The organism is Mycobacterium sp. WUMAC-067 (genome assembly GCF_020217485.1).
Lineage (GTDB): Bacteria > Actinomycetota > Actinomycetes > Mycobacteriales > Mycobacteriaceae > Mycobacterium.
Window position 1 is genome coordinate 1 of the sequence record NZ_JAEKMI010000074.1, and the last position, 14,634, is coordinate 14,634.

The window sequence follows — 14,634 nt, forward strand, 5'->3', positions numbered from 1 at the left end:
AAGCGCCGTCGACAACCGCACTTTCGCGAGGTGGTGGGGCTAGCCCTGGCCGCAGGCCGCCAGGACAAGTTCGCGCACCCGGGCGGCGTCGGCCTGCCCGCGGGTGGCCTTCATCACCGCCCCGACGATCGCGCCCGCCGCGGCCACCTTTCCGCCCCGGATCTTCTCCGCCACATCGGGATTGGCGGCCAGCGCCTCGTCGACGGCGGCCTGGGTGACCGAGTCGTCACGCACCAGCGCCAGGCCGCGGGCGGTCATCACTTCCTCGGGCTCGCCCTCCCCGGCCAGCACACCCTCGACGACCTGGCGCGCCAGTTTGGTGGACAGCTTGCCCTCGTCGACCAAAGCCACCACCGCGGCGACCTGCGCGGGCGTGATGGCCAGCTCGTCGAGCGCGACGTTGGCCTCATTGGCCTTCTGCATCAAGAAGTTTCCCCACCAGGCGCGCGCCTGCTCGCTGGATGCGCCGTGTTCGATGGTGGCAGTGACGAGTTCGATCGCGCCGGCGTTGACCAGGTCGCGCATCACCTCGTCGGAGATTCCCCACTCTTCCTGAATTCGCTTGCGGCTCAACCACGGTAGCTCGGGGATGGTCTGCCGTAGCCGCTCGACCAGTTCGCGGCTGGGCGCCACGGGCTCCAGGTCGGGCTCGGGGAAGTAGCGGTAGTCCTCGGCGGTCTCCTTGACGCGGCCCGGGCTGGTGTAGCCCGACTCGTGAAAGTGCCGGGTTTCCTGGGTGATCTGGCCGCCCGAGGCCAGGACCGCGGCCTGACGCTGCATCTCGTAGCGCACGGCCACCTCGACGCTTTTGAGCGAGTTGACGTTCTTGGTTTCGGTGCGGGTACCGAACTCGGCCTGACCGGTCGGCTTCAGCGACACGTTGGCGTCACAGCGCATCGAACCCTGATCCATCCGGACATCGGATACGTCCAAGGCGCGCAACAGGTCCCGCAACGCCGTCACGTAGGCCCGGGCGATCTGCGGCGCCCGGTCCCCGGCCCCGACGATGGGCTTGGTGACGATCTCGATCAGTGGCACCCCGGCCCGGTTGTAGTCGATCAGCGACGTCGTCGCGCCGTGAATGCGGCCGGTCTCGCTGCCGATGTGGGTGAGCTTGCCGGTGTCTTCCTCCATGTGCGCGCGCTCGATCTCGACCCGCCAGGTGGTGCCGTCTTCCAGCGGGGCCTCGAGGTAGCCATTGATGGCGATGGGCTCGTCGTACTGCGAAATCTGGTAGTTCTTCGGCATGTCCGGGTAGAAGTAGTTCTTCCGGGCGAAGCGACACCAGGGCACGATCTCGCAATTGAGCGCCAGCCCGATCCGGATGGCCGACTCCACCGCGGTCTGGTTGAGCATCGGCAGCGAGCCGGGCAGCCCGAGGCACACCGGGCACACCTGGGTGTTGGGCTCGGCGCCGAACGCGGTGGTGCAGCCGCAGAACATCTTGGTGACGGTGGACAGCTCGACGTGCACCTCGAGGCCCAGGACGGGGTCGAAACGCGCGATGACGTCGTCGTACTCCATCAGGTCGGCGCTGGCGGCAACACTCATGCGCTCGATCCTAATGGTGGTGGCGGTCGTGCTCCCCTCCCCTGCCCGGGAACATCCCGGCCAGCACGGCGGCCATCTCGAGGTAGCTGCGCCGGCTCTCCTTGCTCATTCGGTCCAGCGCGATCTTCCTGCCCTCGTGCACGTGCCGGTCGAACGGCAGCACCACCGTGGCGGCGACGCGTGCGGACAGTCGGTCGAGTTCAGTGACGGCCACGCCTTCCACCTTGGCAGGCTCGAGGTGATTGACCGCGAGCACGGTCGACGTCATCAGTCGTTGATACCCGTTGTGGCACAGCCACTCCAGGGTCGTCTGGGTCTTGCGTATCGCATCGATGGAGGTGCTCGTGACCACCACGAGGGCCCGCGACTCCGGCAGAACCGCCTCCATCACAGTCGAATTGAGCGACTTCACGCAATCGACCAGGACCACCGAATACTGATTTCGCAGCATCGAGAACACCCGCAGAACGTCACGGCGCTCCAGGCGCCAGTCGGTGCGCGCGTAGTCCGGCAGCCCGAGCACTTCCAGCCCGAAACCGTTCATATAGGTCAGCGCCCGGATGTCCTCGTAGCGGGTTGCCGGGCCGCCGCGGAGCAGGTCGGCCATGCTGTGCGGGTTGTGACGGCCGTGGCGTTCCGCCAAGTCGCCCGCGTCGATGTCGAGGGCGAGCACCCGGTCGTTGCGCACCGCGGCGAAGGTCGAGCCGAGGGCCTCGACCACGGCGGTCTTGCCGACCCCGCCTTTGAGGTTGAGGACGGCGATCGGGAAGGCGCCCCCCACGGTCGCGCGGATGCGATCCCGCAGCTCGTTTTCGTAGGCGGCGTTTTTCCCGGGCCCGAGATCGATCCCGGTGACCTTGTGGATCAGCCCTCGCCAGTTGAGCCTGGCGTCGGTATCGGGGTGATCGAAGCGGTCCAGCGCCGTCTCGCCCAGCATCGGCCCCGGATGGGGCGCCGGCGGTCCCGGGCGACGGCGGGCGGGATCGCGGGGTTGCGGCACCGTGGTGTCCGACGGGCCGGCGCCGGCGCGCCACCCGGGCGGACGCGGGTCGTGGTGTGGCGGGCCCGGCGGTCCCGCCGATCCCTTAGATTGCTGAACGTCGCCGCGACTCGCACCACGGTTGCTCATACCCTGGTATAGCCGCTATGCACGGGTCCGGAAACCACCAAGATGCGCTGATTGCGCACCACATAGGCCATTTGCCGGCACGTTCACACCGCGGCCGATCCCCCGCCACCGGTTGTTCGCCCGCCGGGCCTAACCGAAGAAGGCGGCGGCGTCGTCGTAGCGGCTCTCGGGCACCAGCTTGAGCTGGCGTACCGCATCGGCCAGCGGCACCCGGCCGATGTCCTGGCCCCGCAGCGACACCATCTGGCCGTATTCGCCGGCATGCGCCGCGTCGGCCGCGTTCACGCCGAACCGGGTGGCCAGCACCCGGTCATACGCCGTCGGGGTGCCGCCGCGCTGGACGTGGCCCAGCACCGTCACCCGGACGTCCTTGTTGATGCGCTTCTCCACCTCGGCGCCCAGCTGCGCGGCCACACCGGTGAATTTCTCGTGGCCGAATTCGTCAATTCCGCCTTCCCGCAACGCAATCGAGCCGGGTATCGGTTTGGCGCCCTCGGCGACCACGCAGATGAAGTGTGAATCTCCGCGCTGGAAGCGGCGTTTGACGAGCCGGCAGACCTCTTCGACATCGAAGGGTTGCTCGGGGATCAGCGTCATGTGCGCGCCGGAAGCCAGGCCCGCGTTCAGCGCGATCCAGCCCGCGTGCCGGCCCATCACCTCCACCAGCATCACGCGCTGGTGGGACTCGGCGGTGCTGTGCAACCGGTCGATCGCCTCGGTGGCGACGGTCAACGCGGTGTCGTGGCCGAAAGTCACGTCCGTGCAATCGATGTCGTTGTCGATGGTCTTCGGGACGCCGACCACGGGCACGTTCTCCTCCGAGAGCCAGTGCGCGGCCGTCAGCGTGCCTTCCCCGCCGATCGGGATGAGGACGTCGATCCCGTTGTCGTCGAGAGTCTGCTTCACCTGGTTGAGCCCGGCCCGCAGCTTGTCGGGATTCACGCGGGCGGTGCCCAGCATCGTTCCGCCCTTGGCCAGCAGGCGGTCGTTGCGGTCGTCGTTCTGCAGCTGGACGCGCCGGTTCTCCAGCAACCCGCGCCACCCGTCCTGGAATCCGACCACCGAGGAGCCGTACCGGGAGTCGCACGTACGCACCACCGCCCGGATGACGGCGTTGAGCCCGGGGCAGTCGCCGCCTCCGGTGAGCACTCCGATCCGCATACGTCCTATCTTGCCGGGCGGCGGCCTACTGGCGCGAGCAAACGTCAGATCGCGGTTGGCAGCGGCCCGCGGGCCGCTTCGTAGGCGGCGCCGACCCGGTACAGGCGGTCGTCGGCCAGCGCGGGCGCCATGATCTGCAAGCCGACCGGCAGGTCGTCGTCCGGCGAGAGGCCCGAGGGCACCGAAATACCGCAATGACCGGCCAGGTTCAGCGGCAGGGTGCACAGGTCGAACAGGTACATCGCCAGCGGATCGTCGACCTTCTCCCCGAGGCCGAACGCCGTCGTCGGGGTCGCCGGCGACACCACGACGTCCACGGACCGATAGGCCTCGTCCAGATCGCGGGCAATCAGGGTGCGCACCTTCTGAGCCTGGTTGTAGTAGGCGTCGTAGTAGCCGGCCGAGAGCGCGTAGGTGCCGATCATGATGCGCCGCTTGACCTCCGGGCCGAAGCCGGCGGCGCGGGTCAGTGCCATCACCTCCTCGGCGCTGTGGCTGCCGTCGTCGCCGATCCGCAGCCCGTAGCGCATCGCGTCGAAGCGCGCCAGGTTGCTCGACACCTCCGACGGCAGGATCAGGTAGTAGGCCGACAGCGCGTACTCGAAGTGCGGGCAGTCGACTTCGCTCACCTCGGCGCCCAGCGCGGTCAGCTGCGCGACGGCGGCCTCGAACGAGGCCAGCACTCCGGGCTGATACCCCTCGCCGCGCAGCTGCTTGACCACGCCGACGCGCACACCCTTGAGGTCGCCGGCCGCCCCGGCCTTCGCCGCGCCGACCACGTCGGGAACGGCCGCGTCGACGGACGTCGAGTCGCGGGTGTCATGCCCGGCGATCACCTGATGCAGCAGCGCGGTGTCCAGCACAGTGCGCGCGCACGGGCCGCCCTGATCCAGCGACGACGCGCACGCCACCAGGCCGTAGCGCGACACCGTGCCGTAAGTCGGTTTGACGCCGACGGTCGCGGTCAGCGCGGCGGGCTGCCGAATGGAACCGCCGGTGTCGGTCCCGATGGCCAGCGGCGCCTGGAATGCGGCCAAGGCGGCCGCGCTGCCGCCGCCGGAGCCGCCGGGCACCCGGTCGACGTTCCACGGGTTGCGGGTGGGGCCGTACGCGGAGTTCTCGGTCGAGGAGCCCATCGCGAACTCGTCCATGTTGGTCTTGCCCAGGATCGGGATGCCCGCGGCGCGCAACCGCGAGGTGACGGTGGCGTCATAGGGGGCGCGCCAGCCCTCGAGGATCTTGGACCCGCAGGTGGTGGGCATGTCGACGGTGGTGAAGACGTCCTTGAGCGCCAGCGGCACCCCGGCAAGCGGCGACGGCAGCCGCTCGCCCGCGGCCACCGCCTCGTCGACGACGGCGGCCGCGCCGAGCGCCTCGTCGGCCGCCACGTGCAGGAAGGCGTGGTAGCGATCGTCGGTCGCCTCGATCTGGTCCAGGCACGCCTGGGTGACCTCGACCGACGACAGCTCCTTGGCGGCGATCCGGGCGGCCAGCGTGGCGGCGTCGGATCGGATGACCTCGTTCACTCGCTGTCCCCCAGGATCTGCGGGACCGCGAAGCGGCCGTCGACGGCCGACGGCGCCTCGGCCAGCGCTTCGGCCTGCGTCAGGCAGGGGGCCGGCTCGTCGGGGCGGGTGACGTTGACGTCCTTGAGCGGGTTGTCGGTCGCCTCGACGCCGGTGACGTCGACCGCCTGCACCTGGCTGACGTGGGTCAGGATGGCGTCGAGTTGGCCGGCGAAGCTGTCGAGCTCGCTGTCGGTCAACGCGAGCCTGGACAGCCGGGCCAGGTGCGCTACCTCGTCGCGGGAGATCTGGGACACGACTGCAAAGCCTAATCCGAATCCGGTCATGGACTCGTCGTGGGTTTCCTTCAAGAACAATTCATTCCTGGTTGCCGCCGTAGGCGTTGGAGTTGTCGAGCAGACGTCGCAGTAGGTCCATCGGATCGCCAGTGCCGAGGCGATGCCCGACAACGCCCCCGTTGCCGGCGATGGGAATCCTGTCCGGCGAGACAGGGTTCAGCACGCCGCCCGCGTTCGGATCGTCATTTGGGTTATCGGGCCCTATCACCGGGATGTCTGCCGTGCCGGTTTGCGGCAGTTCGGGCATGTTCGGCCCCGGACCGTTGTCTGTCGCGGGCTGCGATGGCGGCGGGCTCGACGGTGCGGAGCTCGACGGCGGTGTCGAAGGCGGTGGGCTCGACGGTGGCAGACCGGGTATGGACGGCGCCGGACTGGCAGGGGTGAGCGAGGTGGGCGGCGGCTGGCGCGTCACCGTGGCGGCCGGCGGGAGCGGCGCACCTGGTGGCGCGTGGAGCAGGTCCAATTTCTGCTGCAACCGGGTTGTCGCGGAATTTCTGATCGCGCGCCGGTCGGGATTGGGGTCGGTGTTGCCTGCGAAGCATGCCGGGGGGGCATCGCTGGCCAACGCCATCGCCTTCGTGTAGAACCGTTCGGCCTCGTCGCGGTTTCCGGAGCGAGTAGCCAAGTCCCCTAACGCTTCTCGTACCAGAAGTAGGTTGATCCGCACGGGACAGGATTGTGCCGTGTCGGTGCGAGTCAAAGATTTCGAGAAATGCCCGTCGGCCTCGTGCAGGCGACCCTCCAAGACGTTCAAATCGCCGGCCGCAAATGACGTCTTGGCCGGGTCGATCACGTCGAAGATGCCGAGCGAAGACAGGTCGTGGCGCAGCGCCTCGATGTCATGGCGGTCGAAATCGGCTATCGTCCTGTCCCCGACGACGCCAACGGCAATCATCTTGAATGCGATCAACAGCACCAGGATGGCCACCGGCGCGGAGAATACATACAGCCTTCTGCGAAGCCGGATACGCGCGGACGACGGGCGAAACGCGGCGATCACACGCTCGCCGAGGTTGCGCAGCGCCGCCCGCGGCGCCTTTCTCAGCATCATCGTGCGACGTCCCGCCGCGACATACGATTTCGTCGATACTCACGAATCGTCAGGGCGATCTCCGTCAGTAGCAGCGCAGCGGCGGTCAGTGTAAAGACCCAGTACATTTCGCGGCGGTCGAGCAACTGCGCCGTCACTTTGTGACCGTCATGTCGCACCATCGCGTTGTGGTCCACCGGCGGCAAGACCCCGCCGATGGGCTGTCCTTTTTCGCGATGAAAGTAGGGCACGCCGAGTTGCGCGGCGATGTTTTTCAGCCGGGCTTCGTCGACCACCGAATTCAGCGCCGCACCGTTGCCGCTGGGGTCGCTCTGATACGCCTTCGTGCCGTCCACCCACCCCGCGGGGATAGGGCCGCCCGCCAGGGTCCCGTAACCGAGCACCGCACCACCGGCGACCTGGCCGCGATCGACGTTGAACGGCGCCATCGGCACGCGCGAACCCGCCGCCCCCTCGCCGAAATAAAACACCAGCGACTTCGAACCGGAATATATTGTCGCCGCATCTTTCAGCTTGTCGCTCAACAATTCTCGGGCGATGACAGGGTCAGTTTGGTATGCCGCGTCCGGCGCCACCAGCGTATAGGGCGACAGCCCGTCCACCATCGATTGCAAGCTCCACGCGTCGTCGGAGAGAGGCCAGTCCAACGAGGCCTTACTGGCAAACGAGATCAACGAGAAGCGCGCGTGCGGGTATTCGTCGATCAGGGCACGGATGTCTGCGCGGATGCCCGACATGCGAGATTTTCCATCGCCGAAGTCCTCGACCCGCGAGTTCACGGATCGGTCAACGACAAAGAACACGTTCAGGTTTGGGTCAAACTTCGCCGACGGGTTCAGGTCTACCGAATACGAGCCGCGATCGTTGTCGAACCCGGGTCGTAAGGCCGCGAGCAGAAGCAGGATGACCGCGACTGTGAGCCCGCTCCAGCGGATCGCTACTCTCCTATATCGTCCGGTACCCGTGCGAAGTAGCAACCGGTACAGCGCGGCCATGCGGATGGCGAGCAGCACCGCGGCGATCACCAGCAGCAACACCGTCGGCAGTACGGGGTAGAAAGTCATCGCCGCAACACCGCCAGCGAGACGCAAAGCAACGCGGCGGCCACGACCCCGGCGATCAGCAGGGGCTCGGGTGAATCCCAAGATCGGCTGCTGATGACTTGGCCGCCAGGCAGTTCGGCCTTGGGGGCATTGGACCGAATCTGGTCGAGGTAGCGGATCAGGGTGGGGTCGGTGCCATTGTCGGCTTGAGCGGCCCCCACCGGGTTGTAGAGGAAAAACTTGCCGCCGCTGGCTTCGGCAATCGCGCGCAAGGAATCGTTGTCCTTGGTCGACAACGCGGCGATATCCGATCGTGCGACGGCATTGATCTGGACGCCCGCCTGCTCGGCCATGTGTCGGACGACGTCATCGGAGAACAGCGGCGGACGATGATCCGAGGAATCGCGCAAGGCGCTCGGACCGAGGTAGATCAACTGCCGGCGATGTTCACTGCGTGTTTCGTGCGACGGAAAGCCCGTCATACACAGCGCGAGCACATCATTGAGGCTCGGGGCGTAGTCGACATAGTCGACCGGGCGGGAAAATTCGTCGACTCCACGTTGAAGCGCTGCGCGTCGTGCATTAGATACCGGTTTTCGACCATCGAGGTCTTGTTGTATCGGGGCAAGTCCCGCCAAAGATTTGAGCCGGTCGGCGACATAGTGATAATCGCGGGTGAGCGGGACGACGCGCAATGTTGTTGAGGTGAGCCCGATCCGGATCGCGTCGGTTTGCTTCAATTGGGCCGCATATGCGACGTAATGGTTGAGAAAATCAGCCGTGGTGCGATCGCTTACGGATTCGCCGACGCACAGCATTACGTCCTCGGGGTAGGCAGTGTCGAAGGCGCGAGTCGATGACGACATCCCGGCCGGTCGGGCGCTGGCGGTTAACGCGGTGAGAAATGTCGCCAGCAGCAATACCCCGGTCACGATCACGGAGAAGAAGTACAGCCGGTAGACACGCGCATACTCCGGTAATCGGGTGAGCCGGTCGATGTGCGCGAGGGGTCTAAGGGCCCGGCGCACTTGGGCCATCGGTAGCAGCGCAGCCGCCGCAGTTGCGGCCGCCAGGCTTAACAGGCCGATCACGACCACCGGCCACCATTTCAGGTCCACGAGGAGACCAACTCCTCGGCCGAGCGGCTCAACGCGGCCACATCAACCCGCGCTTCGGGGTTGAATTGGGAATCGTTGCAGCCGTCAAGAATTGGTGCGGCCGCGGCAAGCCGGCCACCGGCCAGCTCCTCGACATGCAGGTATTGGGCCCGGACCCCGGTCGCGACATAGAGGAAACTGCGCACCGCTCGGCTGATTTGCGCGCTGGCCTGGGCATGGGTCAGGCCGCCGTCGCGGTAGTGGGCATCGACCTTACGTATCGAGGTAAGAAATCGACGGCGATTGATCCACCGGTGGATGACCCGGATTCCCGGTAGCCGACGCAACCGCGACGGCGGCAACGTCCATACGAAAATAGCTGCGTACCAGGCGATCACCGCGAGTACCAAGACGACGCCGAGCACGCGCCACCACGACGGGAAGGGCAGCGGACCCCCGATGAAGCGGAGCAGATCGTCACCCGGCATTGCGATACGCCTCGGTGAGCTCGACCATCTTCGGGCGTATTTCGGCACTGGCGGCGATTCGGGCCCAACGTACCTGGCGTGCGGTCAGGAATGCGTCGAGCTGTGCGGCCCTGCGTTGCTCGGCCGCCTGGTAGGCGGCCACCACACGCGGTCCCAAGGCCGCTCCGCCGAGCACGAAGCGCCCGGTGGCCACGTCGAAGCCGTCCTGCTCGCCGTCCATCGACCCGGTCGCCGGCATGTCTGCGATCATGAGCCAGATGAGTTCGTGCCTCCCGCTCAGCTGCTTGAGAGTGTCATCGAGGGCGGGGGTGATGTCGGGCTCGTCGGATACGACGACGAGCAGCAGGCGCCGGCGCTGCGCTCGCGCCACGAATTCGAGCTGGGTGGTGATGTTGCTGGCGCCGACGTCGCCAATGCTGTTCTGGTAGAAGCGCTCCAGGATGCTTTCGATGTGCGTCTCGCCACGTTGGCTACGAATCGCCGCGGAGCCTCGTGAATCCCCGTATATGATGCCGATTTCGTCGCTTCGCCCCATAGCGATGAGTCCCACAGCACCCATCACGTTGGCGGCCACATCGCGCTTCAGCTCGCCGCCCGCGGCCAGCGCCGACATGTTCCGGCCAGCGTCGGCCACCAGCAGGATCTTGTGATGCTTTTCCGAGACGAATCGCTTGATGAGCACGGAGCCCGACCGCGCCGAAGCCTTCCAATCGATATCGCGCACATCGTCCCCGGGGACGTATGGCCGTAGGTCGTCCAGCTCCAGGCTTCTGGTGTGCAGCAAGGCATACCGGCCGCCTTCGAGCATTCGACGGGTGTCCGTCCCGAAGTACGATTTGGCTCGGTTCAGGTGTCGGCCCATGGCAGGCGTCAGGGCACCCGGACCGATTGCAGCACGGCGTCTATCACCATTTCGGGAGTGACGTCGACGGCGACAGCCTCGAATCCGAGGATCAGCCGGTGGCGCAACACTCGATGCGCCAGCTTGCGGATATCGTCGGGCATGACGTGGTTACGACCCGACAACACGGCCAATGCCCGAGCCGTCCTACAGAAGGCGATGGTCGCGCGCGGGCTGGCACCGTACTGCACCAGGCGAGCCTGTTCGGGTGGCAGAAATTGATTGGGGTTCCTGGTCACGTGCACGAGCTGGCTCGCGTAGCGAATCAGCACCGGATCCATGTGGACATTGCGAACGATGTACTGCAGCCGCACGATTTCATCGAGAGTGACCACGGCAGGCGCCTTTTCGCCTCGGTCGTAAACTCCCGCGTCCATCCTGGCGATCACCTCCACCTCGTCATCGGGTGACGGGTAGCGAAGCACCTCCTTGATCATGAACCTGTCGGTCTGCGCCTCGGAGAGTGGATACGTGCCCTCCTGATCGACCGGGTTCTGCGTGGCGATCACGAGAAACGGGTCGGGTATGGGGTGCACCTGACCGGCAATGGTGGTCTGTCGTTCCTCCATGGCTTCCAGCATCGCGCTCTGTGTCTTCGCGCTCGAGCGGTTGATTTCGTCCAGGAGCACGATGTTGGTGTGCACTGGACCCAACTGTGTGCTGAAGGAATTGGTCGAAGAGTCATAGATCTGGGTTCCGATGATGTCGCTGGGCAGCAAGTCAGGTGTGCACTGGATGCGGCGAAAACCGCCGGAAATGACGTCGGCGATCACGCGCGCCGCCGTTGTCTTAGCCAGTCCCGGAACGCCTTCCAGCAGGATATGGCCCCCGGCGAGCATGCCGAGCAACAACGACTCGCGCAGATAGTCCTGGCCCACAACTTTGCGCGCGAAGGTTTGTGAGATGGCGGTGACCACGCGGTAGACGTGTTCCATCTCCTGTTGATTGGGCTGGGTGCGAGTCGTGGTCATGTTCACCTATCGAAGTGGCCCTACGGTGGGCGGCTCTTTGGCCAGATTGACTGCCATTTCGAACGAAACTGTGTCTTGGAAGTTTGCCGTTGTGCCACTTGAGGTTTGCGCGGTGGCGCTGTAATTCGCGATTCCGGTGGTCAGCACACTTAGCGTCATCGGCATCAAGTTTTGGGTCAGCCCGCTGAATTCGATCGGTCCGGTAATTTTTGCGGTCGTCGGGTTGATCGGCGTATCCCGCTGCATCGTGGGGCATTTGAAGAAGCGATCGGGCGCGGTAAGGCATCCGTTGAGCCATGTCTCGAGCGCGGCGGTGATCGCGGCGTGGCCCGCGTCGTTGATCGCGAATGCGACGTTGATCAGCGCGGGGTTATCCCCTAGCAGGGATTCGAGCAACACAGGTTGAGCGATCACGTCGACGTAGCGCACCGACGAGATACCGAGGTAACCGGGAAACACGTAGGCGTGCTGACCCTGCGCCAGCGGCTTGCCCAAAATGGTCAGGCTGCCCGCCGCGTCTCCGAGCAGACCTTGCATGAGACCGGAGATGTTGATGGCCGAACTGACCATCTTCCAGACACCGTCGGATTTTCTCACCTGAATCTGACCCTGAGAGTGGTTGTCACCGAAGTCTGCGGCGGCCTTCACGATGGCGAAATCGCCCGGTTCAACTTTGGACGAATCTTCAAGTATCGCAATGTTTTTTATCGGCCAATGGTCGATCTGCTGCTTGAGCATCTCTTTGGTGAGGAATTCATTCGATGCCGGCTTCCCGGCGGCAAGCCCCAGCGCGGTATCGGCGTCCCCCTTGGCCAGCGCCTCGAGATATGCCTTGACCACATCTCCGGCGCTGCCGTTGCCCACTTGCTTGGAGCTCGCGCCGTTGCCCGTCATCAACACGATCGCCAAGACCACACCGACGATCACCAGCACCGCCACTCCAGCGACAAGGGTGATCACAAGTGGCTTGCGCCGCTTGGGCGGTGGCGGCCACCCGCCGGGAGGCGGAAATCCCGTGGGCGAGAACGCCTGCGGCCCGTTCGCGAAATAGGGCGGCGGCCCGGACGGGGGCATCGGTGTGTCGGCACCGCTCCCCGGATACGGCATACCGCCTGACGAACCGCCCGGCGAAGGGCCTCCGGGTGGTCCCCAGTTCTGCTCCGTCACGCTGTCGCCCCGTTGATCACATTTGGTCGCATGCTGACTTACTTGAAGGACATCGCGGGTGGACTTTTGGTGAGATCAGCAACCGCTTTCGCCAGCGTCGGCACCCTTCCCGTGTCGGGCGCTCCGGACGCCGACTTTGCCGTCAATTGAAAATCGACGATTCCGTACACGTTGACCGCCATCTTCTCGGCGTCGAAAGATCCGATCGTCGTTCCACTGATATCGGTCGGTGGCACCCATTGCGCCGTTCCGTCGACCAAGTCCGAGGCCAGCGCCATCTGAGGGCAGTTAGGCGGCCGCAGCTGCGTGGACTTGGCACATTCGGCGAAGGCATTCTTCAACGCAGTCTGAATCCCTGCGCGGCCCGCGTCGCTGATGTCGTAGTCCAGGTTCACCGACGTGCCCGAGCTGATGGTATTCAAGTCATCCAGCAACAGGGGACGAGTTGGGGTGCGCTGGGTGATGTTCGGGTTGCTGTTGCCGAAATCGACCCAGCCCGGGAACACATACGTCGCCTGGTCGGCGTTGACTGGCTTTCCGAACAGCGTGAGCGTGCTCGCCGCTTTCGCGCTCTGCGAACTGAAGAATGTCAGCTTGATAGCGCCAGCCTCGAGCTTCCAGCCTCCGCCGTCGACCTGCTTCACGAACATCTTCTGATCCGACGTCTGGTCACCGAAATTGGCGGCCACGTGCACCGACAGGGAGTCGCTGTCGAGAACCCGAATGTTGGTGATGGGCCACTTTGAGATCTGCTTCTTCAATACGTCGTCGGTGAGGAACTGCGTCGTCGCGGGTTGATCCTTGGCGTAGGAAAGGGCGGCCTTGGCATCGCCGCGGGCCAGGGCCCCCAAATATCCTTTGACCGCATCGACCGCGGTTAGCGGTTTTTTCTCACCGCCCGAGAGCGTGACCGCGATGGCGATGACCGCCGCGATCACGACAACGACCACACCGGATATGAGGGCGATGACCAACCGCTTGCGGCTTTTTCGCGGTGGCGGTCCGAAATGCATCATTGGTTGCTGCGACGCGATCGGCGGCCCCGGCCATGGCGGCCCTTGCCAACTGGGCGGCGCCCCTTCGGTCAGCGCGCCTGGTGTCGCGAAAGCGGGGGGAACCACGTCGGGCGGTGGTGGGGGCGGCGGCGAATCGTTGGGCGCACCACTTGCGCTGGGGCCACCGATCGGGTTGGGCCCGCCAAAACGCCCCGCCGACTCCGACCCTTCAGTCACATCGAGCCCCCTGGGTAATTCGTGCCGCGCCTATCTGACCATGCATATTCGCGCTCCACACCGTTCCGCGGCACGTCTTGTTATACACCTGCCGACCAAGCCCGCTCAGCTTATTTGTATGACGACGCACTCGACCAGTCACCCGTTGCGTCGGCGCACCGCCGAAATGCCGCCGACACATCGCTGTGCAACAGTGTTGGCCGTGCCCTCCTATCTGTTGCGCATCGAGCTGGTCGACCGCCCGGGAAGCCTGGGGTCGCTGGCGGTGGCGCTCGGTTCGGTGGGAGCCGACATCTTGTCGCTCGACGTCGTGGAGCGAAGCTCCGGATACGCGATCGACGACCTGGTCATCGAGCTGCCGCCGGGAGCAATGCCCGACTCGCTGATCACCGCCGCCGAATCACTGTCCGGGGTACGCGTGGACAGCGTGCGTCCGCACACCGGTCTGCTGGAGGCGCACCGGGAGCTGGAGCTGCTCGACCATGTCGCCGCGGCCGGCAACACGGCGTCCCGGCTGCAGGTGCTGGCCAACGAGGCGCCCAGAGTCCTGCGCGTCAGCTGGTGCACGGTCTTGCGCAGTGCGGATGGAGAGCTGCAGCGCCTGGCCGCCAGCCGCGGCGCCCCGGAGACCAAGGCGGACTCGGCCCCGTGGCTGCCCCTCGAGCGGGCCGTGTCGCTGGACAGCGACGCCGAGTGGGTACCGAAGGCGTGGCGCGACATGGACATGACGATGGTCGCCGCGCCGCTGGGAGACCCGCACACCGCGGTGGTGCTCGGCCGCCCGGGTCCCGAATTCCGCCCTTCGGAGGTCGCCCGGCTGGGCTACCTCGCCGGGATCGTCGCCACGATGCTGCGTTAATCGGACTCCAACTCAATCGAATCCGGTTGGCATAGGTCGAAGAATGAACCAATTCCCCCATGCACCAACATGTTTGATCGTCAACACAGTGCCGGTAGCGGCCGGCCCCGGCGACCGAGC

The 14,634-nt window shown here is 65.7% G+C and carries 14 protein-coding genes; 1 reads left to right on the top strand and 13 read right to left on the bottom strand.

Annotation, left to right across the window (positions count from 1 at the left end; all coding sequences use genetic code 11):
- Positions 1-39: 39 nt before the first annotated feature.
- The 13 genes from gatB to JF781_RS26035 all read right to left on the bottom strand — a co-directional run bounded on the left by gatB (position 40) and on the right by JF781_RS26035 (position 13,439).
- A complete protein-coding gene (gene gatB, locus JF781_RS25975) occupies positions 40-1,551 on the bottom strand; it encodes an Asp-tRNA(Asn)/Glu-tRNA(Gln) amidotransferase subunit GatB (protein WP_225330380.1) in 1,512 nt (503 codons plus the stop codon).
- A gap of 10 nt (positions 1,552-1,561) precedes the next feature.
- Positions 1,562-2,488 carry a MinD/ParA family protein gene (locus JF781_RS25980; RefSeq protein WP_308011603.1) on the bottom strand — a complete coding sequence of 309 codons (927 nt, stop codon included), beginning with the start codon at positions 2,486-2,488 and terminating at the stop codon, positions 1,562-1,564.
- A gap of 321 nt (positions 2,489-2,809) precedes the next feature.
- Positions 2,810-3,841, bottom strand: coding sequence for an ATP-dependent 6-phosphofructokinase (locus tag JF781_RS25985; RefSeq protein ID WP_225330382.1), 1,032 nt, complete (start codon positions 3,839-3,841; stop codon positions 2,810-2,812).
- 44 nt (positions 3,842-3,885) lie between these two features.
- Positions 3,886-5,367 carry an Asp-tRNA(Asn)/Glu-tRNA(Gln) amidotransferase subunit GatA gene (gene gatA / locus JF781_RS25990; protein WP_225330383.1) on the bottom strand — a complete coding sequence of 494 codons (1,482 nt, stop codon included), beginning with the start codon at positions 5,365-5,367 and terminating at the stop codon, positions 3,886-3,888.
- Positions 5,364-5,663 (bottom strand): Asp-tRNA(Asn)/Glu-tRNA(Gln) amidotransferase subunit GatC, encoded by a 300-nt coding sequence (gene gatC, locus JF781_RS25995; protein ID WP_009952003.1) that lies wholly within the window; start codon positions 5,661-5,663, stop codon positions 5,364-5,366. Before gatC ends, gatA begins: the two co-directional genes overlap by 4 nt.
- A 61-nt stretch (positions 5,664-5,724) precedes the next feature.
- Positions 5,725-6,756: a tetratricopeptide repeat protein gene (locus tag JF781_RS26000; RefSeq protein WP_225330384.1), complete on the bottom strand. Its 1,032-nt coding sequence runs from the start codon at positions 6,754-6,756 to the stop codon at positions 5,725-5,727.
- Positions 6,753-7,820, bottom strand: a complete 1,068-nt coding sequence (locus JF781_RS26005; protein ID WP_225330385.1) for a VWA domain-containing protein — start codon at positions 7,818-7,820, stop codon at positions 6,753-6,755. Before JF781_RS26005 ends, JF781_RS26000 begins: the two co-directional genes overlap by 4 nt.
- Entirely contained in the window at positions 7,817-8,917 is a 1,101-nt protein-coding gene (locus JF781_RS26010; RefSeq protein WP_225330386.1) for a hypothetical protein, read from the bottom strand. Before JF781_RS26010 ends, JF781_RS26005 begins: the two co-directional genes overlap by 4 nt.
- Positions 8,908-9,384: a hypothetical protein gene (locus JF781_RS26015; RefSeq protein ID WP_225330387.1), complete on the bottom strand. Its 477-nt coding sequence runs from the start codon at positions 9,382-9,384 to the stop codon at positions 8,908-8,910. Before JF781_RS26015 ends, JF781_RS26010 begins: the two co-directional genes overlap by 10 nt.
- Positions 9,374-10,246, bottom strand: a complete 873-nt coding sequence (locus JF781_RS26020; RefSeq protein ID WP_225330388.1) for a DUF58 domain-containing protein — start codon at positions 10,244-10,246, stop codon at positions 9,374-9,376. The genes JF781_RS26015 and JF781_RS26020 overlap by 11 nt, the downstream gene beginning before the upstream one ends.
- Positions 10,247-10,254: 8 nt before the next feature.
- Positions 10,255-11,256, bottom strand: coding sequence for a MoxR family ATPase (locus JF781_RS26025; protein ID WP_225330391.1), 1,002 nt, complete (start codon positions 11,254-11,256; stop codon positions 10,255-10,257).
- A gap of 6 nt (positions 11,257-11,262) precedes the next feature.
- On the bottom strand, positions 11,263-12,195 hold the full coding sequence (locus JF781_RS26030) for a nuclear transport factor 2 family protein (protein WP_225330389.1): 933 nt from the start codon (positions 12,193-12,195) through the stop codon (positions 11,263-11,265).
- A gap of 266 nt (positions 12,196-12,461) precedes the next feature.
- The gene (locus JF781_RS26035; RefSeq protein ID WP_225341327.1) at positions 12,462-13,439 is read right to left on the bottom strand and encodes a hypothetical protein; all 978 of its coding nucleotides are present in this window, start codon (positions 13,437-13,439) and stop codon (positions 12,462-12,464) included.
- Positions 13,440-13,857: 418 nt separating this feature from the next.
- Between JF781_RS26035 and JF781_RS26040 the strand changes: the two genes are divergently transcribed.
- The gene (locus JF781_RS26040; RefSeq protein ID WP_225330392.1) at positions 13,858-14,514 is read left to right on the top strand and encodes an amino acid-binding protein; all 657 of its coding nucleotides are present in this window, start codon (positions 13,858-13,860) and stop codon (positions 14,512-14,514) included.
- The last annotated feature ends 120 nt before the right edge of the window (positions 14,515-14,634 follow it).

Coding starts and splice junctions, on each gene's coding strand:
- JF781_RS26035 (WP_225341327.1), bottom strand. CDS start 13,439: ATGATGCATTTCGGACCGCCACCGCGAAAAAGCCGCAAGCGGTTGGTC.
- JF781_RS25985 (WP_225330382.1), bottom strand. CDS start 3,841: ATGCGGATCGGAGTGCTCACCGGAGGCGGCGACTGCCCCGGGCTCAAC.
- gatB (WP_225330380.1), bottom strand. CDS start 1,551: ATGAGTGTTGCCGCCAGCGCCGACCTGATGGAGTACGACGACGTCATC.
- JF781_RS25980 (WP_308011603.1), bottom strand. CDS start 2,488: ATGCTGGGCGAGACGGCGCTGGACCGCTTCGATCACCCCGATACCGAC.
- JF781_RS26000 (WP_225330384.1), bottom strand. CDS start 6,756: ATGATGCTGAGAAAGGCGCCGCGGGCGGCGCTGCGCAACCTCGGCGAG.
- JF781_RS26015 (WP_225330387.1), bottom strand. CDS start 9,384: ATGCCGGGTGACGATCTGCTCCGCTTCATCGGGGGTCCGCTGCCCTTC.
- JF781_RS26025 (WP_225330391.1), bottom strand. CDS start 11,256: ATGACCACGACTCGCACCCAGCCCAATCAACAGGAGATGGAACACGTC.
- JF781_RS26020 (WP_225330388.1), bottom strand. CDS start 10,246: ATGGGCCGACACCTGAACCGAGCCAAATCGTACTTCGGGACGGACACC.
- JF781_RS26005 (WP_225330385.1), bottom strand. CDS start 7,820: ATGACTTTCTACCCCGTACTGCCGACGGTGTTGCTGCTGGTGATCGCC.